Genomic DNA, 19942 nt, shown 5'->3' on the forward strand with positions numbered 1-19942 from the left:
TAACGCGAACACCGCAGCGAGGCGGCAGGGGAAGGCCTGGCCGAACGGCCAGGCCGGAACATCACATCACTCGGTAGCGGCAGGCTTGGCCGTGGCCGCCTTGGCACGGGAAGCGCGCGGCTTCTTGGGCGTGGCCGGTGCCACACCTACGCCGGTGGCCTCGACGTTGGCGTCAGCCTTGGCCTTGCTGGCCGGGGCCTTGCTCGCACCGGTCTTGCCTGCACTGGGCTTGACCGCCTGCTTGACCTTGCTGGCAACCTTCTTGGCGGCCGACTCGACCTTCTCGGTCACGGACTCACCGGCAGCTGCGTCTTCGGTAGCGGCCTTCTCGCTGCCACTCTTGGTCTTGCCAGTGGTGCCGGCCTTGCTAGTAACAGGCTTTTCCGCGCTGGCTACAGCCTTGGTCGCGCGGGGCTTCTTGGCCGCGGTCTTCTTGGCCACGCCTTCCTGTTCGGCTTCGTACAGTCGGGTCGCCATCTCCCAGTGGCGATCATGTTCGTGAGCCGGCCGTCCTTCGGACTCCCAGATCTGATAGGCGAGCTGCTGGATGCGTTCGTCTTTTTGGGTCATTGCGGTGCGGCTCCTTGAGTGATGTCTTGTGTGCTGAGCAATCCAAGCGGAAAACGTGCCAGAACCTCGCCGACAGAAAGCTCTTTCTTCTGGTCATGGACAGATGCCGGGGCAAAAGTTTCCCCAAAACGGTACATGGACAAGGTTTCGGGAAGTTTTATCCGGGTGTCCTGCCAAGCCTCTGCGGAAAAATGCAGTTTTCCGTTGTTCTCCAGCAGTTCGGAGGCATGCACCGGCACGATGACGATTACTGCCTGTTGTTCCCAGGTACGGGCGAAGGCCAGCACCTGATCGGCGTGGGCACCCACAACGCTCAGGGGCAGATAGTCACCTTCGGTGAACAGTTGCGGCCGCTGCTTGCGCAGTTGCAATACGGCAGCCAGCACCTGCTGCTTGATCTCGCCGTTCTGCCAGGCATCCAGGGCAGCATCGACCGAGGCGTGCCTGGTCAGCGCCTGCTGCCGCGGGGCGTAGTCCACGGCGCGACGGTTGTCGGGCTCCACCAGGCTGAAGTCCCAGAATTCACCACCCTGGTAGAGGTCGGGCACGCCGGGCGCGGTATTGCGCAGTAGCATCTGCACCAGGCCGTTCAGGGCACCTGCTGGCGCCAGTTCCTGTACCGCAGTGACGATCTCGCTGCGCAGGCCGCGGTACTGATCGTCGGTGAGCAGACCTTCCAGAAAGGCCTTGCAGGCCGCTTCGTAGTCCCCGTTCGGCGCCCACCAGTCGGACTCCAGCTTCTCCTCGCGCAGGGCCTTTTCCTGCCACTGCAGCAGACGCTCTAGATAGGCCTCCAGACCCTGCCGGTCATCGGCCTGCAGATGCAGTGGCCAGCTGGCGAGCAGGGTCTGGTAGAGCATAAGTTCATCGCCCGGCGTCGGCGCCGGGGCGTCGTTCCACTGGCCGCGCAGCGGGGCGGCCTGCTGCATCCAGCGGGTGGCCTGGGCGATGTAGGCATCCGGACGTTCCGAGACCACCGCCAGGCGGGCGCGGGTGTCCTCGCCACGCTTGTGGTCGTGGGTCGCGGTGGTGAGCATGTTGCGCGGGAAGTGTTCGGCGCGCCAACCGCTGGCCTGGTGGAAGGCACTGACCGGCTGGGCGAAATGCTGCGGATCGAAACCCACGTCATTGCGCGACAGCAGCGGTGCGGAGCGATAGCAGGCGGTGTCTTCCACGGCCTTGGCAGCAATGGGCGAAGTGAGCTGCTGGAACTTGGTGATCGCCCGGCGCTGTTCGCGACGTGCCACGCTGCCCACGGGCTTGTGCCGCGGAGCATCACCACCCAGCCAGGCGCGCAGTTGCTCCAGCAACGGCTGTTCTGCTTCGCTGACATGGGGGCGGGCGGCCTCCAGCGCGGTATCGAACCACTGGGCATCGGCACCGACGAAACCCGCCGCGCCGGCATAGGTGCGATAGACCTTGAACTGCACGATCAGCTCCAGCAGAACCCGGCGGATGGCGCCCTGACTGGTGTCGCGGGTACGCCAGTCCTGTTGGGCGAGCAGGTGCAGGGTGTGCACGGCCGATTCGAATTCGCTGGACAGCGCGCCGGTGAGAACCAGACGCCGTGCTTCCCGTACCTCTTCGAGGAAGTCCTCGGTACGACCGGTCCGCTCGGCCCAGAACCGGCGGAGCGGTGCTTCGCCGCTGGCCGCATGCTGCACCGCCGATACCTCGTTCATGAATTCGTAGCCGGTGGTGCCATCGATGCCCCAGCCTTCGCGGAGCGTTTCGCCCTCGGCGAGGATCTTCTCTATGTAGATGGGGAAACCATCTTCCGGCGCGCCACCGGTGCGGCTGGCGCAAAGGTCGTCCACCCGACGGCGCAGCTTGCGGCAATAGGCACGGGGATTGGCCAGGCCGTCGATGTGATCCAGGCGCAGGCCGTCGAGCAGGCCTTCGCTGATCAGGCGGAAGATCAGCGAATGGGTCTCCTCGAACACCTCGTGGCGCTCCATGCGCAGGCCGCCGAGTTCGGTGATGTCGAAGAAGCGCCGCCAGTTGATGTCGTCCGATGCGGTGCGCCAGCTGGCCAGGCGATAATGCTGACTCTCCAGCAGGGCATGCAGGCGTTCCTGGTTGGCCGGCTGGCTGCCATCGAAGGCGGCGACCGCCTTCTCGATGGCCGCTGCCACAGCGGGATCCCTGGCGGCATCCGCCAGCTGGCGCTGGGCGCCGCGGGCTTCGTCCAGATCCTTGGCACGCGCCGAGAAGGCATCCGCGAAGAGGCTCAGTTGGGGCAGGTCGCTCTCGCGCAGGATCTGGCCATAGGTGCCCGGGTTGATGGGGAAGTGGTGGGCGTAGTACTCCACGCGGAAGGCGCCTTGCTCGGCGTCGAACACCAGCTTGAGGTCGCCGGCCTGCAGCACGTTGCCATAGGCGTCACCGAGGAAGGGCAGCAGCACCTGGCCCTGCAGATCCGGGTCCGGGCCGTACCAGTTGATGTCGTAGAAGCCGGCATAGCGGCTCTGACGACCCCATTCGAGAATGTCCAGCCACCAGGCATTTTCCGAACCGCCCACGTTGGTGTGGTTGGGCACGAAGTCAGCGATCAGCCCCATGCCGTGCTCACGCAGGCGGGCGACCAGGCGCCGCAGCGCCTCTTCGCCGCCCAGCTCCGGGTTGACCCGAGTCGGGTCCACCACGTCGTAGCCGTGCACGGAGCCGGCGCGAGCGGTGGTGATGGGCGAGGCGTAGACGTGGCTGATACCCAGCTTGGCGTAGTAGTTCACCAGGGGCAGGGCATCGTCGAAGGTGAAGTCCTTGTGGAACTGCAGGCGTACGGTAGCGCGCAAGCGACTCATCGAGTGTTCTCCGGATTATTACGCGCAGTGCTCAGCACGCTCAGGCGTCGTTTAGGGGTAGCAGCGTTCAGCAGGCGCTCGGCCGGGTCGTCCCAGCGGCGCAGCCAATTGGGGTGTTCGTTGGTGGTGCCGGGCAGGTTGGCCTGCTCCAGCTGGCCCAGGGCGTCTTCCACCGGCAGGATGATCAGCGGTGCCGGGGTGCGGCCGATGAAGGCGATGGCGGAATCGACCGCCTGTTCGACGTTGCTTTCTCGGGTGTCGTCCAGTTCCAGCACCTTGGCCAGGTATTGGCGATCCTCGGCCCGCTCGTCGAGCCGGTCCTGGCGCGAGGTGCCATCGGGCAGCAGCCCCAGCTCCTCCTGCCAGTCGGCATCGCGGCCCTGCCACCAACCGGTAAGGGTCGGCAGGTCATGGGTGGTGGGCATGCCCATCGCTGTGTCCGACCATTGCGCAGCGGGCTTGAAGGCCTTGCCATCTCGCTCGAACAGCAGCACCTGCATGCCCATGATGGCGCGCTCGGCCAGGCGTTCGCGGAAGCCTTCGGGGACCGTCCCCAGGTCTTCACCCATGACCACGCAGCGATGACGCCAGGACTCCAGGGCGACCAGCCGCAGCAGGTCGTCGATGGGGTAGGAGAGATAGGCACCGTCGGCCGGCGAAGCGCCCTCGGGCACCAGCCAGAGGCGTTGCAGGCCCATTACGTGGTCGATGCGCACACCGCCGGCATGGGCGAAGTTGGCCCTGAGCATCTCGATGAAGGCGCGGAAGCCGTGCTTGACCATGCCGGTGGGCGAGAAGGCGGAAATGCCCCAGCCCTGGCCTTTCTGGTTGAGCAGGTCCGGTGGGCAACCCACGGTGACCGAGGCCAGCAACTCTTCCTGTCGACTCCAGGCCTGGCTGCCACCACCATCCGCGCCCACGGCGATATCGGCGATCAGGCCGATCTTCATGCCCGCGTCGCGGCACTGTGCCTGAGCCGCGGACAGTCCTTCGCTCGCCAGCCATTGGGTGAAGGCGTAGAACTCCACGTCCTGGGCATGGCGTTCGGCGAATTCGGCCACGGCCGGGTTCTTGGGGTCGCGATACTGCTGCGGCCAATGCTGCCAGCTCGGCGAGGCAGCGCCCTGGGTGAAGGAGGCATGCAGGGCTTCGAAGCGACAATGGTTTTCCAGCGCCTCGCCACCGTCGCGGCAGAAGGCCTCGAAACGCTCGCGCAGCTCGCCGCTGGCGGTGCGGAAATCCAGGTGCAGGGTGCGCAACAGGCGCAGGCGCAGCTTGGCCAGCGCCGGCCAATCGATCAGCTCCAGCTGCTCCAGGCGCTCGGCTTCCGCCTGCAGACCGGCGCGCTGCATGGCCTGGCGTACGGACTCGGCACCCAGGACCAGCTCCGGCGCGGCATAGAGCACATTGAAGAACACCCGACTCGACGGCGAGTAGGGGCTGTAGCGGCTGCCATCGGCGCTGAACATGGCGTGCAAGGGGCTGATGGCCAGGGCGTCGGCGCCTTTGTCGCCAGCGGCCTTGGCGAAGTGCACCAGGCCCTGGAGATCGCCGGCGCCGCTGCCCCCTTCGCGTCTGAGGCTGTAGAGCTGCACGGCCAGACCCCAGAGACGGGCCTGTTCATTGCCGGTGGCGTCGGCGATGGTGAAGCAGCGTTCCGGCGCGACGGCCAGGGTCAGGGCTTCGCCATCGACCTCGGCCTGGTGATAACCGGCGGCGCTGATCGGCGCCAGCTGTCCGCGGTCATCGACCTGGCCGTCCAGACGCTCGCCGCCTTCCAGCTGTACCTGATAGCGGACACCGCGCTTGAACTGGTCCGGCGCACCGACCGGTTTATCGACCACCGCGGTGATGAGCGGCGGCAGGTGGTGCTTGTCGCCTACCTCGTCCAGCTTGCGCAGGCTGGCGTCGATATCGGCGTCGCTGTCTGCCGGCAATTCGATGGCCTTTAGCAGATTACGCAATGCCTCCGGGCTTACTCGTTGCTGCTTGCCGTCGTAGGCGGTCCATTCGATGGCGATGCCCGCGGCCTCGGCCAGTTGTTCCAGACGATCGCCACTCATGCCTTTTTCTCCAGCCAGACCAGTGCCGAATGCGCGGTCAGCATGCCGTCCTGGCGGGCAGGCGTTGCCGCCGCATCGCTGCTGTGCAGCAACTCGCCCTGAGGCGCCTCGTCGAGCTGTACGGCCTTGTCGCTCAGGTTGAGTTCGATGGTCAGGCGGCTGCCGTCGGCGAGGCTCCAGCGCGCGCGCACGGCGCGGTCGGCCAGCGCTTCGGCGCCTACGGGACGCGCCCCTTCCAGACGCGGGAAGAGTTCGCGGTGGCGGATCTCCAGCAGCTCGCGGTACAGCCCCACCCAGGCAGCGTGATCGGGCTGATCGGCTTCGCCGAAATTGGGCTTGGAGTCCTCGAAGGTCTTGGGCGCGTTCGGATCGGGGATCTGCTGGCGATGCTCTTCACTGGTGAAGAAATCGAAGTCCTTGAATTCGTTACGGCGACCATCGCGGACCAGTTCGGCCAGTTCATCGTTGTGGCTGGTGAAGAACAGGAAGGGCTGACGGCTACCCCACTCCTCGCCAATGAACAGCAGCGGAATCATCGGACTGAGCAGCAAGAGCGCGGTGGCGGCCTTCAGCGCCGGCTCCGGTGCCAGACGGGTCAGGCGTTCACCGAAGGCGCGGTTGCCGACCTGGTCGTGGTTCTGCAGGAAGATGACGAAGGCCGAGGCCGGCAGGTCCTTGCTGGGTTCGCCGCGGGCCTTGCCGTGGCGGGTCTGCTCGCCCTGGTAAATGAAGCCTTCGCCCAGGCAGCGCACCAGCTTGGCCGTGGCGTCCTCGGTGAAGTCCTGGTAGTAGCCTTCGTTCTCGTCGGTCAGCATGGGATGGATGACGTTGTGCCAGTCGTCCGCCCACTGCGCGTCGTAGTGCTTGCCGCCCAGCAGGGTGGCGGTGTTGTCTTCGTTCTCCAGCATCAGGTGGATGTGGCGACCCGGCTCGACGGTGCTGCGGATCTCCTCGGCCATCTCTTCAAGGAAGCCCTTGTCGTTGATGGCATGGACCGCATCGAATCTCAGGCCATCGAAGCGGTACTCCATCAGCCACATCAAGGCGTTGTCGATGAAGTAGCGGCGCACGGCGTCCTGACGGAAATCGATGGCGGCGCCCCAGGGTGTATGGATGTCTTCGCGAAAGAAGCGCTCGGCGTAGGCGTGCAGGTAGTTCCCGTCCGGCCCGAAGTGGTTGTAGACCACGTCCAGATAGACCATGACGCCATGGCCGTGGGCGGTGTCGATCAGCGACTTGAGATCGTCCGGGGTGCCGTAGGAGGCTTCCACCGCATAGGGCAGGACGCCGTCATAGCCCCAGTTGCGATCACCGGGAAATTCCGACAGCGGCATCAGTTCGATGGCGGTGACGCCGAGCGCGGCCAGGCGGGGTACCAGCTTCTCGACACCGGAAAAGCCACCCAGGGTGCCGACATGCACTTCGTAGATGACGCTTTCGTGCCAGGGGCGACCCTGCCACTCGACGCTTTGCCAGTGGTAGGTGGTGGGGTCGATAACGATGCTTGGCTCGTGCACGTCGCCGGCCTGGGCGCGGGACGCAGGATCCGGGACCAGCAGGTCCTCGATCTGATAGCGATAACGGGTACCGGCGCCGCACTGGGCCTCGACCGCGAACCAGCCGCCTTGCTCGGCCTCCATGGCAAGGGTCATGCCGCCTTCCAGGACCACCGAAACGGCATCGGCGCTGGGTGCCCAGAAGTGGAAGAGGGTACGGTCCTTGCCCACCAGGGTGGCACCGGCACGGGTTTGCCAGGCATAGCCCCCGGTTACCGCGGCTGCGTCGCGCGAAATATCAGTCATGGATAGAGAACTCCCGAAGCCGGACGGCAGAAAAGACACTGCGGCCCAGTCGGCCGCAGTTGCTGTTATGACCGGTGAGAGTTGCTCAAAGTTGGGCGGGGAAAGCGCTTTTCGTCGGCCTTTTGGCGAAGGAAAAGCGCTTGGTAGCCACGTCGCGCATCAGGCGCCGACGTGACGCTCCTGGTGCGCGGTGACCTGGAGCAGGTCAAGGTACAGCGAGGCGTAGGGCTTGGCGCATTCTGACCAGAAGAACGGGCCCTGCATTGCCCGGTGCCGCATGGCCAGCAGCAGGTCCTGGCGCTCGAACACACCCAGGGCGCGGTCGATGGCGCTGATGTAGTTTTCCAGCGACAGCGGGGCGAACAGGAAGCCGGTGGTGCCGTCCTCGATACTGTCGGCCAGACCGCCGGTGCGGGTGGCGATCGGCAGGGAGGCGAAACGCTGGGCGTACATCTGGCTCAGGCCGCAAGGCTCGAAGCGCGAGGGCATCAGCAGGAAGTCGCTGCCGGCATACATGCGTCGGGCTTCCGTCTCGCAGAAGCCGATGTGGGCACTGACACGGCCAGGGTAGCGCAGGGCCAGGGCCCGCACCTGACGCTCGATGTGCGGCTCGCCACAGCCGATGACCATCAGCTGACCACCGCGGGCAACGATGTGATCGGCGGCCTGGATGGTCAGATCTATGCCTTTCTGCTGGACCAGGCGCGAGACCACCGCGAACAGCGGACCGTTGGACGGCTCGAGACCGAATTCCTCGCGGATGCGGGCAGCGTTGACCGCCTTGCCGTCCCAGTCGGATTCGTGGAACTGCTGGCACAGGTGCGGATCGCTGCAAGCGCTCCAGCCATCATCGATGCCATTGAGCAGACCGGTCAGCTTGCCTTCCCGCGCCTTGACCTGCAGCAGCCCTTCCAGGCCGCAGCCGAATTCGGGCGTGGTGATCTCGTGCGCATAGGTATGGCTGACCGTGGTGATGTGGTCGGCATAGACCAGGCCCGCCTTGAGAAAGGAAACCTTGCCCCAGAACTCGAGGCCTTCCATCTGGAAGGCATGGGCGGGGATGTCCAGGTCGGCCATGACCGAGGCGGGGAATAGGCCCTGGTAGGCCAGGTTGTGGATGGTGGTCAGGCAAGGGGTGCTGGCACCCTTCCAACGCAGGTAGCCAGCAGCGAGGCCGGTCTGCCAGTCGTTGAGGTGCAGCAGGTCCGGCACCCAGCGAATCGAGGCGTCGCCCAGGGCGAAGTCGGCGGCGGCGCTGGCCAGACGACCGAAACGGATGTGGTTGTCGGCCCAGTCGGCGCCGTTCAGGTCGCCGTAGGGATTGCCAGAGCGCTCGTACAGCTCGGGACAGATCAATACATAGACGACCAGCCCGTCTTCCAGATTGACGCGACCGATGTCACAGGCGGGCATGGCGGCACGGGCGGCGATGCGGCCGACCATCTGCACACGGTCCTTGATCGCGGCCATCACCTGACGGTAGCCGGGGATCAGCACCCGGACGTCATGGGAGGCGGCGAGGGCGCGCGGCAGGGCGCCCGAAACCTCGCCCAGGCCACCGGCCTTGACGAAGTCGGAAATTTCCGGGGTCACGAAGAGGATACGTTTGCGGCTTTCGACGACGGAGCTCAGCGTCAGCTGAGGCTCATCCGTGCGCTTGCGAGGAGAGCTGGATCTGGTGGAAAGAGTGGCAGTTTCAACGGGCTCCAGAGCCCCAAATTTCCCCACGACGGCATTTGCCATGGTGCGCTCCCAATGCAGCAAGTTCGAGACTGAGGTTTACCTGATTGCTTCTTCCTGAAGCTCGATGCTCCTGGTTCAAAAACGCCTACAGCCGAGCTGCTACAGCCTTTTTGCCGGTCATCTCTTCTGAGATGTCTGGATTTGGGCGAGAACTGCTTCGCGGAATTCCAGATTGCTCTCGCACTGACTCTCGGACAACGTCACAAGTTTCCTGCTCGAATGTTGCGGTCCTGCTTCGTATTGCCAAATACATGCCCAAAAGCTGGCGCTCACTCTTGGTGCGCTAAGAAATAAGCTGCAGGTGAACCGCTTAATGGCCGCCTGATCGAGACAATTAGCCGATAAATCAGACTTCTGGCTGGCGTACGACCGGTTCGTGCCTTTCGTCGGATTGTGGTGTGGGAAGCACATCCCGACGTCCCAGCTCCGTTCGCAGCTTGGGCAGACAGAGGGGAAACTCACGATTGATGAAGGTGATCAGCCGTTCTCGCACGAAGCAGCGCAGGTCCCAGTTCTTCGAGGAATCGCCCGAGCTCACCAGCACCCGGATCTGAATCGAATCATGGGATGCGTCGGTCACCTGCAGCACGCAGACACGCTCGTCCCATAAATGGGGCACCTCGGCACAGGCGCGTTCCAATTCGGTGCGGATCGGCGCCAGGGGCAGGGAATAGTCAACCCATATGAAGACTGAACCGATCAGGCTGGAGGATGAGCGCGTCCAGTTCTGGAAGGGGGTCTCGATGAAGTACTGCAGGGGAACCACCAGGCGACGGTCGTCCCAGATGCGGACCACCACATAGGTGCCGGTGATCTCTTCCACCCGGCCCCATTCCCCTTCGACGATGACCACGTCGTCCAGCCGGATCGGCTGCGTCACGGCGATCTGCAGCCCGGCGATGAGATTGCCCAGCACCGGGCGCGCGGCGATACCCGCGACCAGGCCGGCGACACCGGCGGAGGCGAGCAGGCTGGCACCGACCTGGCGAACCGCGGGAAAGGTCATCAGCATCAGGGCGATACCCACCAGCAGCACGATGAAGCTGAGGCTGCGTACCAGCACCCGATTCTGCGTCTGGATACGCCGTGCCCGCAGGTTGTCCACCACATCCACGGGATTGCGCAGGGCGATGGTGGCTCCGACGGCCTTGACCGCCCTGAGACCCAGCCAGGTGAAGGCAGCGATGCTCAGCAGACCGGTGAGGTGCTGTACCGCACGCAACAGCGGCAGGGCATCGGGTGCGGAATTCCAGACACCTTGCAACACCACCAGAGGGACCGCCAGCCGCGCCGGCTTCTCGGCGTACTTCACCAGGTTGCGCGCCAGCAGGAAGGGGTTGGCCAGTCGGCGGATGGCCGCAAACGCCAGTATCAGGAGGATGCTGCTGATCAGCAGGGCGACCCCTGCCGCGATCAGCGTGGTGATCCAGGGGGCGTTGAGCCAACCTGTCCAGTCGATGGCCGTCATGCGCATTTCCTCAGGCAGACGGCTTCCCGGGATCCTGAAAAGCTGACGCGTCGGAATCGCGGGAAGCCTTTCGAGATACCTGTTTTCCGACTGAGGGGCTCCGCCACGGTTCCCCGAGGAAGCGGCAATATGCTCTACTGATTAATACCACCCCTTTAGAAGAAATCCTGTTTGGCTCCCGGCAGGCTTTTCTGTCGATCAGTGGGGCAGGATGTCGCACCTCGCGTCTAAGCTCAGAGGAGAGTGCGCAGCGGACGCAGGATAGGAGTAGAATTCGCGCCCCAACGAGATACGTCCAGTCAGATGGCGGACCTGCGGAGATCGAGACGGATTTATGAAGCCAGTGGTAGTGGTTGTCGAAGACGAGAACATGTTGCTCGGGCTGATGGAAGAGGTGCTCGAAGGCGAAGGCTTTCAGGTGCACACCTTCGGTACCGCGGACCAAGCCTGGGAATACCTGTCGAGTGCGCGTCCGACGCCGGATCTGCTGATCACCGATGTCCGCATGCCGGGTGTCATCGACGGTCTGGAGCTGGCGCGCCGCGTCAAGCAGCAGCTGCCGGGTCTGCCCATCATCGTCTCCTCGGGTTATTTCGAAGAACTCCAGCCCGAACGCGCGCCGGATATCTACTATCTGCCCAAGCCGTGGCGCTTCGATGATCTACTGGCCGGCTGCTTCCGCTTCCTCAATCAGCGCAAAGGCTGATTGCTGTCCTCCGCGGCCTGGTTCCAGGCCGCTTTTCGCGCTTTTTGCAGTTCATACCTTCACCTGGCTTCCCGGCTCGCCAACCTGGCGAAAGGCCTCTGTCCCGGGAAAACCGTCCAGGTAATAGCCCGCACGGGCTGCGCCCTCCGCTGTGATGGCCCATCCCGCGGCAGGGATAGGCCAGCGTCTCAGCGGGGCGATCAGTTGCCCAGGACGTCGACCAGCCCCAGGACGAAGAACAGCACAATGCACACCGCTGCCACGGCAACGGGGATGAAGCGCGGATCCTTGATAGCCTTCCATACGGCCTGACGATTGCTGCGCGACCTTTCCATGACACCGCTCCAGGAGGAAAGCCGGCGAGCTTAAAGCATCGCCGGGGGCGGCGAACAGCGGGGCAGGACGGCTCTCGTCGGCATTTCCGGCCGCTTCGGCCCCTAGGCGACGCCGATCTTCCACTGCGGTGGCGGCGGCGTGCCGTTGACCGCGAAGTCGCCGACTATGCGATCCTTGTAGATGCGCGGATTATGGGAGGCGAGGGTGCGGGCATTGCGCCAGAAGCGATCCAGTCCCTGCGGTCTCAGCGTGGCCGAGGCGCCCAGGGCGTCGAAGAGGCGTCCGGAGGCGTCGATGATCAGGTCCGTAACCACATTGAGCGATTGGCAGACCTCCAGTTCGGCCAGTTCCACCGCGCGATCCTCGGCCGCCTGGTCATCCGCCTGCCTGAGGTCATGCACGCGCTGCAGCGCCTCGGCATTCTTCAGGGCGATCACCCCGGCGCAGTAGGCGGCGCTGCGCACCTGGCCTACCACGGCCAATACCTGTGGATCCTGGCTGACCCGGTCGGCATTACTAATGGTGAAGGTGCGGGTGCGAGCGGCGACCGCGGCCGCTACCTCGCTGCTCATGGCCCGCCCCATGCCCGCCAGGTTGGCGAGGTGGAAGACCTGGAAGAAGCCCGGCGAATAGCGGAAGCGCTCGCCTACCGTAACCACGTCCCCAGGCGCTACCCGCACGTTGGTAAAGGTGGCCGTGCCGCTGGCGGTCAGCGTCTGGCCGAAGCCATTCCAGTCATCCACCACCGCTACGCCGGGAGCGTCGCGGCGGATGGTCGCCATGACGCGATTGCCGGCGTCATCGGTGGCGCCCACGTCGATCCAGTCCGCATAGAGCGAACCCGTGGTATAGAACTTGGTGCCCGAGAGCAGCAGGGTGTCACCCTCCCGACGCACGCGGGTACTGAATTCGGCTCGCCGGGCATCGCCGACCTCGCTGGAGGCCGGACCCAGGGTTTCACCCGCGGCGATACGGGCAAACCAGCGGCTGCGACGTGCCTGGTCATCGCTGTTGAGCAAGCCTTCGACAAAGCCCATGTGACCGCGCAGCGCCTGCACCAGATTGGAATCGGCCTCGCCCAGTTCGATGAGCAGGGCAAACAATTCCGGCAGGGTAACGCCCGCGCCGCCATGCTCGACCGGCAACCGCAAGGCGGTGAAACCGGCCGCCTTCAGCCAGGCCAGTTCTTCGACCGGCAGTCGCCGCTGCACCTCGCGTTCTATGGCGCCCGCGCGAATACGCTGGAACAGCGGCTGAAAGCGGGCCGAGAGTTCGGCGTGACGCGCGGAAGGGCCGGCGCCCCAGCCTGCGGAAATGATGCTCATGGAAGAGAAGATCCTTCTGGTCGTGTCAGCAGAGAGTCGGGAAGCGCGAGCCCAAGACGAGCCAGCTCGGTATGGGCGACTCGGGTGCAGCCGATCAGTACCATCGCCGCCATCAGGCGGCGGCCGAGGATGCCGACGAGGGATACCCGCGCTGTAGCAAGGTAGCGGGTGCACGTTGCCGCTTCGACTCGATTCAGGGTCGGCAGCCTCGCTAGCGGAGGGGCCCTGGGCACGTCGGAGGCTTCCAGCCAGGCAACGAACTTCACCTTGGCAATTCGTACAGGCGCAGCAGGCAGAAAGTTTTATCAGACAGCGGCATGGCGAACTTTGAAGTCCGTGAAAGTTGCCGGAAGTCTAGATGAGCGTTAAAGAGCGCCGCCAATCTTCAAAGCTGCTAAGGATATGTCTTAAACTGATCTTCAATTCAGGTGTTGCTCACGCAACAGTTAAGCTGCCTGATCGGTGTTTGTTTATAAGCTTATGATTTTTTGAATGTTATGCTATGTAAGGTAAGACGTAACAGATGGCTTAAACAAGGCGTTCAATCAGGCGAAGTTACAACGAGCGAGGTGGTTGAATAACGTCTTTTTCATGAGGTAATACCTTAACGGTATTTGGCTTCTCTCTTGTTTTTCCCTAGGGTCAGCGTTGATTTTTCGTTATCAGGATCCTGCGGTGACTGTCTATCTCGATGCGCGGCACCGCCGTCTGATCAAATTGCTCCTGCAAACCGCCACCGGTCGAAGCGAATGGCCAACCTGGGGGCTGATCGTCGCTGTCTACGCCGGCTGGCTGACGCTGGTCTGGGCGTGGCCGCTACTGGGTTTCTGGATCCTGCCGCCGCTGACGATCCTGGTGGTGCTGCATCAGTCCCTGCAACACGAGTTGATTCATGGACATCCGACGCGCTGGCCCGGGGTGAATGCCTTTCTCGCCTATCCGCCCCTCGGCCTCTGGTTTCCCTTTCCGCTCTATCGTGACAGCCACCTGGCGCACCATCGGCGCGAGAACCTCACCGATCCGACCCTCGATCCCGAGAGCCGTTATGTCAATGGCGAACTCTGGGAGCGGCGAGGGCAGGTCGGGCGTGCGTTGCTCTGGATGGACAAGACCCTGATCGGTCGGCTCCTGGTTGGCCCGATCCTGTCGCTTCACGGCATGCTGGAGCTCGAAGTACGCCGCGGGTGGCGCCGGGAGCGGGGCGTGCTGCGCGTCTGGCTGATTCATCTGGCGCTGTGTGCAGGCTTGCTCCTGGCGATCCACTGGCTGTCCGGCATGCCGCTGGGGGTCTATGTGCTGGGGGTAGCCTGGCCGGCGTTGGCCGTGGCGCTGATCCGATCTTTCTACGAGCATCGTCCGGCGCTGGACCCTGCGCAAAGATGCGTACTCAACGAAAGCGGTGGGGCGCTGCGCTGGCTATTTCTCAACAACACCCTGCACCTGGTTCACCACGATCTGCCGGGCTTGCCCTGGTATTTCATTCCACGGGTCTATCGAGTCAGGCGCCGTGCCTACCAGGTCCGCAGTGGTGGTTTCCTGTTTTCCGGCTATCGCGACTTGGGCCGCCTGTTTGCCTGGCGACCCGTGGATGCGCCGTTGCATCCCACCGCGCCACGTTCAGCACGCCTGCTGACGGATCAGGATCATGATCAGGCCTGCGCCTACAGTCTTCCCTGGTAATACCACCCCTATTAAATGAGTGCCGTGGGCCAACTTCTGTGCCAGGACGTCACCAGGGAAGGGCAGTGTGCAGAAAAGCCAGGGGTCTCTGCTAGAGTGCCAGCTCCGTCAGTACTCCGAGGGGATAAGCGTGCAGGACTCAACCTTTGACGTCATTGTCCTGGGCCTGGGCGCCATGGGCGCGGCCACGCTTTACCAACTGGCCAGGCGTGGAGTGAAGGTCGCAGGCATCGATCGCTATGCACCGCCCCATGAGCTGGGCTCCAGTCACGGCGCGACGCGCATTACTCGCCAGGCGGTGGGCGAGGGCGCAGCCTATGTGCCCTTGGCGATCCGCTCGCAGCAACTCTGGCGCGAGCTGGAGGCGGAGAGGGGCGTCCGGCTGTTCGAGCAATGCGGGGTATTGATCATGACCGCCACCGCGACGGCAACCTCCCATCACGGTCGCCCGGATTTCACCCAGGCCACCCTAGAGCTGGCGCGCCAGTACGGGATCCCTCATGAGGCCTGGGATGGCGCCGCCATTCGCCAGCGCTTTCCGCAATTCCAGGTAGCGGAAGACGCACTGGGCTATTTCGAACCAGGTGGGGGTTACCTCTATCCGGAAACCTGTATCCAGGCGCAACTGGACGGGGCACGCGAGCGGGGTGCCCGGATCCATACCGATACCGTCATCGAACGCCTGGAGACGGACGAGCAGGGCGTACTGCTGCATTCGGCACAGGGCCGCTGGCGGGCGAAGCGGGTCATCGTCGCTGCCGGCATGTGGAGCGCTGAATTGCTGGGCGCACCGTTCGACCGGCTACTGCGCGTCTGCCGTCAGACTCTGCACTGGTTTGAAGTCGCCAGGCCCGAACTGTTTCCGGCGGATTCACCGAGCTTCATCCTCGCCCATGGCAGTGGCGACAGCGATCTCTTCTACGGCTTTCCTCTTCTGCCTGGCGAAAATGCCGTGAAGGTCGCCACAGAACAATACCAGAATAATACCACCCCTATAGGGATCGAAAGATCCCTTCACCCTGAAGAATCGAGCGGGCTCTTCAGTGATCAAGTGGAAAGGTGGGTTGAAGGTCTTTCAGACCGGGCGGTACGCAGCGCGGTCTGCGCTTACACCGTGACGCCCGACTTCGGCTTCATCGTCGACGAGCATCCGGCGCTGCCGGGCGTGACCGTGGTGAGTGCCTGTTCGGGACATGGCTTCAAGCATTCGGCCGCGCTGGGCGAAGCGCTCGCCCAGCGCGTGACCACCGGGCGCAGCGACATCGAGCTCGGCAGCTTCAGCCTGGCACGATTCGGCTAGCGGCTGCGCACCGTCAGGGTGACCAGCCGAGTCACCACCAGGGCGATGTACATGACACCGGAGAACTGGCCGAGCATGACCAACGAGCGTGCCATCGGCTTGATCGGGTAGATATCGCTCAGGCCGACGCCGGAGAGGATCGCGAAGCTGACGTAGAGCAGCTCGGTCCAGGTGCGTGCGGCCAGGGGATCGTTGGCGGCGGTGAAGCTGTTGGGCTGCAGGATCTGACAGGCCGAGTAGGCATGGGCGAAGGCCCAGGCCAGCAGGGTGAAGGTCGCACCCACGGCGAAGAGTTCATCAGTGGTCGCTCGCTGGTCTTCCATCATGTAGGCGATGAGACTGCCCGCGGCATAGAAGTAGAAGATCGCATCGAGGATGGCCAGGGATACCACCAGGTGGCGATTGCCCTGCCACTCCACCAGTACCGTGAGCACCAGGATGCAGCCGGCGAGAATGAATCCCAGCCACTGGATGGTTGGGCTCCGGCGCACCATGCGCAGGGCGGTGGCGAGGACGATGATACCGAAGGCGCCGATGATGGCGCGCCCATGTTCTTCCTGCTCCACGAAGGGGTAGAGCAGCAGCCCGAGCAACTGGATGAACAGCAGGTTGGCGGAGGGGTAACGGACCAGGTAGTGCAGCGGACTCTTCATCGCGACTCGGCGAAAGCTCAGGGGGCGGCCAGCGTAGCGGGTGGCGAGGCGCTTCGCCACGGGAGCCTCGTGCTCCCGTGGCGCGGACCTCAGGCCGCCTTGCGGCGAGTGGAGGGCAGCAGGATGGTCAGGACACCCAGCAGCGGCATGTAGGAGCACAGCTGGTAGACGTATTCGATGCCGCGATGGTCAGCGAGATTGCCTAGTCCCGCGGCGGCGATGGCACTGACGCCGAACATCAGGCCGAAGAAGATCCCGGCGATCATGCCCACGTTGCCCGGTACCAGCTCCTGGGCATAGACCACAATGGCCGAGAAAGCCGACGCCAGGATGAAGCCGATGATGACGCTGAGCACACTGGTCCAGAACAGATCGACATAGGGCAGGGCGAGGGTGAAAGGCGCCGCGCCCAGGATCGAGAACCAGATGACCGCCTTGCGGCCGATGCGATCGCCGATGGGACCACCGAAGAAGGTTCCGGCCGCGACCGCACCTAGGAAGAGAAAGAGGTGCAGCTGGGAGCTGGCCACCGAGAGGCCAAAACGCTCGATGAGATAGAAGGTGAAGTAGCTGGTGATGCTGGCCATGTAGATGTACTTGGAGAACACCAGCAGCGCCAGCACGATCAGCGCGAAGGTCACCTGGCCGCGCGACAGGCCATGGCTGACTGCGGCGGCCTTGCGACCCTTGGCGCTACGCAGGTGGTTGCGATACCAGCGCGACAGTCCGTACTGCACGCCGATGGCGAACAGCGCGAAGAGCGCGAACCAGGCGACATGAGTCTGACCATAGGGAATGACGATGGCTGCCGCCAGCAGGGGGCCGATGGCGGTGCCGGCGTTGCCGCCGACCTGGAAGGTGGATTGCGCCAGGCCGAAGCGTCCCCCCGACGCCAGGCGGGCTACCCGCGAGGTTTCCGGGTGAAAGGTCGAGGAACCGACGCCGATCAGCGCCGAAGCGGCCAGGATCGCGGGAAAACTGCCGACAAAGGCGAGCAGCAGTACGCCAATCAGGGTACAGACCATGCCGGCGGGCAGCAGATAGGGTTTAGGATGGCGGTCGGTATGGAAGCCGATCCAGGGTTGCAGCAGGGAGGCGGTGATCTGGAAAGCCAGGGTGATCAGGCCGATCTGGGTAAAAGTAAGACCATAACTGTCCTTGAGCATTGGATAGATCGAGGGCAGGACGGATTGGATCAGGTCGTTGATGAGGTGAGCCAGCGCACAGGAGGCCAGGATCCCCGCGACCATCGGCGAGGCGCCGGCCAGGGCGGCGAGGGAATTTTCGCCAGGAACGGCTGGCGTGGCAGAGGAAACGGCCATGCAGGTATTACCCTTATTATTTATGTCCAGCCGCTCACTGTGGCATCCTGTGGTATCGGAATCCAGTGCCAGTTACCGGATGTTTCCGGCAACCGACCCCACGTCACCCGGGTGCTTGACCTGGCTGGGGATAGCTCGCACCTTCCACTCTTTTCACGCTTTTTGTAATGGCAGATCCCATGACAGCCAAAGATCCACTGCTCCTCGACCAGCAACTCTGCTTTTCCCTGTACTCGGCTTCGCTGGCGATGACGCAACTCTACAAGCCCCTGCTGGAGAGCATGGGCCTGACCTTCCCGCAGTACCTGATCATGCTGGTGCTCTGGGAGCATGACGGCCTCACGCTCAAGGAATTGTCCAATCGGCTGCGGCAGGATTCCGGTGCCCTGACCCCCGTGGTCAAGCGCCTCGAGGCCGCCGGGCTGGTCACGCGCCGTCGCAGTGCCGAAGACGAGCGCAATCTGTCGATAGAACTGACGCCTGCGGGTCGCGCGCTGCGCGATCAGGCCAATGGGGTCAACAGCCGGGTGCGGCAGGTCTGCGCCCTGGGCGATGCGGGCCTGGATGATCTGCGCGAGACCCTGGTCATGCTGCGCACTCGTCTGGACGAGGAAGGCAACCCGACGTCCTGAACCAACCGGGTACGAGCGGTTCCCATGGCTACAGTCGCCGGGGAATTCGCATGACCTTCAACTACCAGCCTGACCAGGATTATCTGCTCGTGGATCTCACCAGCGGGCGCACTGCGGGCAAGCTGCTGCAGGGCGAATTGCATATCGCCGAAAGCTGCCAGGGGGAAGATCCCCGGACCTATGCCCAGTTGCTCGACGAAAAAACGCTGCGCAGCACCCTGGGCGACGAGGTCGGGCAGCGTGAGGGCGATATCCTTACCCTGCGTCGCACCGGCATCAGGTTGCGCCTGGTACCCCTGGAAATTGCCTGCGACTAGGCGTCGCGACGGCTGAGGATCGCCCTGAACAACCAGGCGACCAGTGCCACGTTGATCAGCGCCAGCAGGCAGAGCAGACCCAGCACCGCCTGGGGGCCATGGTGTTCCAGGACATAGCCACAGAGCAGGGGCGTGGCGGCCTGGCCGAGCAATGCCGGGCGCGCCATGCGGCCGAGGATGGTGGCGTATTCCGCCGGACTCCAGAGCGCCAGCGGCAGGGCGCCGCGAATGATGGCCCTCAGGCCATTGCCCGCGCCGAAGATCACCAGACCCACGACCGTCACCCAGACCAGGCCGGGCCCCAGGGTGACCAGCAGCAGGCCGGCGGCCGTGCAGACCACCGAGGCCAGGGCGGTCCACAGCGGATGGCCGTTGCGGTTGAGCAGGTCGATGATCCGTGAGGCGACCTGACTTGGCCCCAGGCAGGCGCTCAGCGCCACGGCGCTGGCCAGGCTGTAGCCGATCCCCTGCAGCAGGGTGATCAGCTGGATGGAGATGGCTGTCATCAGTACCGCTCCCAGGGTGAAGAGGGCAGTGAGTACGATGTACAGGGTGCGATCAACCGGTACTGCCGGTGCCGTCTGGTTGGGCCGCGGCGCCCGGGTGGCGAGGACCGGCGCGGGCAGGGCGCGTCGATACAGGGGCCAGATCGTCAGCAACAGGACGGCCGCATAGACCAGGCAGGCACCGCGCCAGCCCAGATGACTCACCATGAAGGCGGCGACGGGCCAGGTAATGGCGGTGCAGAAGCCGGAGACCAGAGTGATGCCGCTGATCGCCGAGCGGGCCTGGGCGCCGTAGCAGGTGCCCAGGGTCGCGAACAATGCATCGTACAGACCCGCGGCCATGCCGATACCCATCACCACCCAGGCGAGCAGGAACAGCGGCAGATGCTGGGCGCTGGCCATCAGGATCAGCCCGGCGGCCACCCCCAGACCGCTCAGCGACAGCAGCGTCCGGCCTCCCTGGCGGGCGATCCGGCGGCCACACGCAGGTGCGAGCAGGCCGGAGACCAGGACGCCGAGCGAAAGACCGCCATAAACCCATTGCCGGGACCAGCCGGTCTCCTGTACCACCGGATCGGCCAGCACTGCGAGAATGAAAAAGGAGCCACCCCAGACGAGGATCTGGGCGATGCCGAGCAGCAGTATCTGTAAGGGAGAAGCCTTGGCGACAGGGGTAGTCATGACAGCGTCGAGTAGGATGGCAAACGGAGGGGAC

The 19942-nt window shown here is 64.2% G+C and carries 16 protein-coding genes; 5 read left to right on the top strand and 11 right to left on the bottom strand.

Going from position 1 to position 19942, the window contains the following annotated elements:
• Window positions 1-66: 66 nt before the first annotated feature.
• From AABM56_RS10465 to AABM56_RS10490, 6 genes are all read right to left on the bottom strand, one after another.
• The gene (locus tag AABM56_RS10465) at window positions 67-570 is read right to left on the bottom strand and encodes a DUF2934 domain-containing protein (protein WP_133861798.1); all 504 of its coding nucleotides are present in this window, start codon (window positions 568-570) and stop codon (window positions 67-69) included.
• On the bottom strand, window positions 567-3374 hold the full coding sequence (treY, locus tag AABM56_RS10470) for a malto-oligosyltrehalose synthase (protein ID WP_263259257.1): 2808 nt from the start codon (window positions 3372-3374) through the stop codon (window positions 567-569). The genes AABM56_RS10465 and treY overlap by 4 nt, the downstream gene beginning before the upstream one ends.
• Entirely contained in the window at window positions 3371-5437 is a 2067-nt protein-coding gene (gene malQ, locus AABM56_RS10475; protein WP_133861796.1) for a 4-alpha-glucanotransferase, read from the bottom strand. The genes treY and malQ overlap by 4 nt, the downstream gene beginning before the upstream one ends.
• Window positions 5434-7239 carry a malto-oligosyltrehalose trehalohydrolase gene (gene treZ / locus AABM56_RS10480; protein WP_133861795.1) on the bottom strand — a complete coding sequence of 602 codons (1806 nt, stop codon included), beginning with the start codon at window positions 7237-7239 and terminating at the stop codon, window positions 5434-5436. The genes malQ and treZ overlap by 4 nt, the downstream gene beginning before the upstream one ends.
• Window positions 7240-7398: 159 nt before the next feature.
• On the bottom strand, window positions 7399-8982 hold the full coding sequence (gene glgA, locus AABM56_RS10485; protein WP_263259255.1) for a glycogen synthase GlgA: 1584 nt from the start codon (window positions 8980-8982) through the stop codon (window positions 7399-7401).
• Between the two features lie 346 nt (window positions 8983-9328).
• Complete coding sequence (locus AABM56_RS10490) at window positions 9329-10450, bottom strand: mechanosensitive ion channel family protein (RefSeq protein ID WP_133861794.1); 1122 nt, start codon at window positions 10448-10450, stop codon at window positions 9329-9331.
• Between the two features lie 334 nt (window positions 10451-10784).
• Between AABM56_RS10490 and AABM56_RS10495 the strand changes: the two genes are divergently transcribed.
• Window positions 10785-11156 (top strand): response regulator, encoded by a 372-nt coding sequence (locus AABM56_RS10495; protein WP_108581805.1) that lies wholly within the window; start codon window positions 10785-10787, stop codon window positions 11154-11156.
• 200 nt (window positions 11157-11356) lie between these two features.
• Here the strand turns inward: AABM56_RS10495 and AABM56_RS10500 are convergent, their stop codons facing one another.
• Together AABM56_RS10500 and AABM56_RS10505 are read right to left on the bottom strand one after the other, a co-directional pair.
• Window positions 11357-11491 carry a hypothetical protein gene (locus AABM56_RS10500; RefSeq protein ID WP_256664572.1) on the bottom strand — a complete coding sequence of 45 codons (135 nt, stop codon included), beginning with the start codon at window positions 11489-11491 and terminating at the stop codon, window positions 11357-11359.
• Between the two features lie 102 nt (window positions 11492-11593).
• Window positions 11594-12817 carry an acyl-CoA dehydrogenase family protein gene (locus AABM56_RS10505; protein WP_133861793.1) on the bottom strand — a complete coding sequence of 408 codons (1224 nt, stop codon included), beginning with the start codon at window positions 12815-12817 and terminating at the stop codon, window positions 11594-11596.
• A 675-nt stretch (window positions 12818-13492) separates the two neighbouring features.
• On the opposite strand from AABM56_RS10505, the gene AABM56_RS10510 reads away from it, so the two are divergent.
• Together AABM56_RS10510 and solA are read left to right on the top strand one after the other, a co-directional pair.
• The gene (locus tag AABM56_RS10510; RefSeq protein WP_347884071.1) at window positions 13493-14497 is read left to right on the top strand and encodes a fatty acid desaturase; all 1005 of its coding nucleotides are present in this window, start codon (window positions 13493-13495) and stop codon (window positions 14495-14497) included.
• 130 nt (window positions 14498-14627) lie between these two features.
• Window positions 14628-15797: an N-methyl-L-tryptophan oxidase gene (solA, locus tag AABM56_RS10515; protein ID WP_133861791.1), complete on the top strand. Its 1170-nt coding sequence runs from the start codon at window positions 14628-14630 to the stop codon at window positions 15795-15797.
• On the opposite strand, the gene AABM56_RS10520 is transcribed toward solA, so the two are convergent.
• Together AABM56_RS10520 and AABM56_RS10525 are read right to left on the bottom strand one after the other, a co-directional pair.
• On the bottom strand, window positions 15794-16450 hold the full coding sequence (locus AABM56_RS10520; RefSeq protein WP_133861899.1) for an ion channel: 657 nt from the start codon (window positions 16448-16450) through the stop codon (window positions 15794-15796). The genes solA and AABM56_RS10520 overlap by 4 nt on opposite strands.
• Window positions 16451-16539: 89 nt before the next feature.
• Window positions 16540-17700: an MFS transporter gene (locus AABM56_RS10525; protein ID WP_178083922.1), complete on the bottom strand. Its 1161-nt coding sequence runs from the start codon at window positions 17698-17700 to the stop codon at window positions 16540-16542.
• Between the two features lie 251 nt (window positions 17701-17951).
• On the opposite strand from AABM56_RS10525, the gene AABM56_RS10530 reads away from it, so the two are divergent.
• Together AABM56_RS10530 and AABM56_RS10535 are read left to right on the top strand one after the other, a co-directional pair.
• A complete protein-coding gene (locus tag AABM56_RS10530; RefSeq protein WP_133861789.1) occupies window positions 17952-18404 on the top strand; it encodes a MarR family winged helix-turn-helix transcriptional regulator in 453 nt (150 codons plus the stop codon).
• A gap of 50 nt (window positions 18405-18454) precedes the next feature.
• On the top strand, window positions 18455-18721 hold the full coding sequence (locus AABM56_RS10535; protein WP_263259254.1) for a hypothetical protein: 267 nt from the start codon (window positions 18455-18457) through the stop codon (window positions 18719-18721).
• Here AABM56_RS10535 and AABM56_RS10540 read toward each other — a convergent pair.
• On the bottom strand, window positions 18718-19908 hold the full coding sequence (locus tag AABM56_RS10540) for an MFS transporter (RefSeq protein ID WP_347884072.1): 1191 nt from the start codon (window positions 19906-19908) through the stop codon (window positions 18718-18720). The genes AABM56_RS10535 and AABM56_RS10540 overlap by 4 nt on opposite strands.
• Between the last annotated feature and the right edge of the window lie 34 nt (window positions 19909-19942).

It is taken from the genome of Pseudomonas aestiva, assembly GCF_039908605.1.
Taxonomy (GTDB): Bacteria; Pseudomonadota; Gammaproteobacteria; order Pseudomonadales; family Pseudomonadaceae; genus Chryseomonas; species Chryseomonas aestiva.

Coding starts and splice junctions, on each gene's coding strand:
- AABM56_RS10500 (WP_256664572.1), bottom strand. CDS start 11,491: ATGGAAAGGTCGCGCAGCAATCGTCAGGCCGTATGGAAGGCTATCAAG.
- AABM56_RS10535 (WP_263259254.1), top strand. CDS start 18,455: ATGACCTTCAACTACCAGCCTGACCAGGATTATCTGCTCGTGGATCTC.
- AABM56_RS10505 (WP_133861793.1), bottom strand. CDS start 12,817: ATGAGCATCATTTCCGCAGGCTGGGGCGCCGGCCCTTCCGCGCGTCAC.
- AABM56_RS10530 (WP_133861789.1), top strand. CDS start 17,952: ATGACAGCCAAAGATCCACTGCTCCTCGACCAGCAACTCTGCTTTTCC.
- treZ (WP_133861795.1), bottom strand. CDS start 7,239: ATGACTGATATTTCGCGCGACGCAGCCGCGGTAACCGGGGGCTATGCC.
- AABM56_RS10465 (WP_133861798.1), bottom strand. CDS start 570: ATGACCCAAAAAGACGAACGCATCCAGCAGCTCGCCTATCAGATCTGG.
- malQ (WP_133861796.1), bottom strand. CDS start 5,437: ATGAGTGGCGATCGTCTGGAACAACTGGCCGAGGCCGCGGGCATCGCC.
- AABM56_RS10520 (WP_133861899.1), bottom strand. CDS start 16,450: ATGAAGAGTCCGCTGCACTACCTGGTCCGTTACCCCTCCGCCAACCTG.
- AABM56_RS10525 (WP_178083922.1), bottom strand. CDS start 17,700: ATGGTCGCGGGGATCCTGGCCTCCTGTGCGCTGGCTCACCTCATCAAC.
- glgA (WP_263259255.1), bottom strand. CDS start 8,982: ATGGCAAATGCCGTCGTGGGGAAATTTGGGGCTCTGGAGCCCGTTGAA.
- AABM56_RS10495 (WP_108581805.1), top strand. CDS start 10,785: ATGAAGCCAGTGGTAGTGGTTGTCGAAGACGAGAACATGTTGCTCGGG.
- AABM56_RS10540 (WP_347884072.1), bottom strand. CDS start 19,908: ATGACTACCCCTGTCGCCAAGGCTTCTCCCTTACAGATACTGCTGCTC.
- treY (WP_263259257.1), bottom strand. CDS start 3,374: ATGAGTCGCTTGCGCGCTACCGTACGCCTGCAGTTCCACAAGGACTTC.
- AABM56_RS10490 (WP_133861794.1), bottom strand. CDS start 10,450: ATGACGGCCATCGACTGGACAGGTTGGCTCAACGCCCCCTGGATCACC.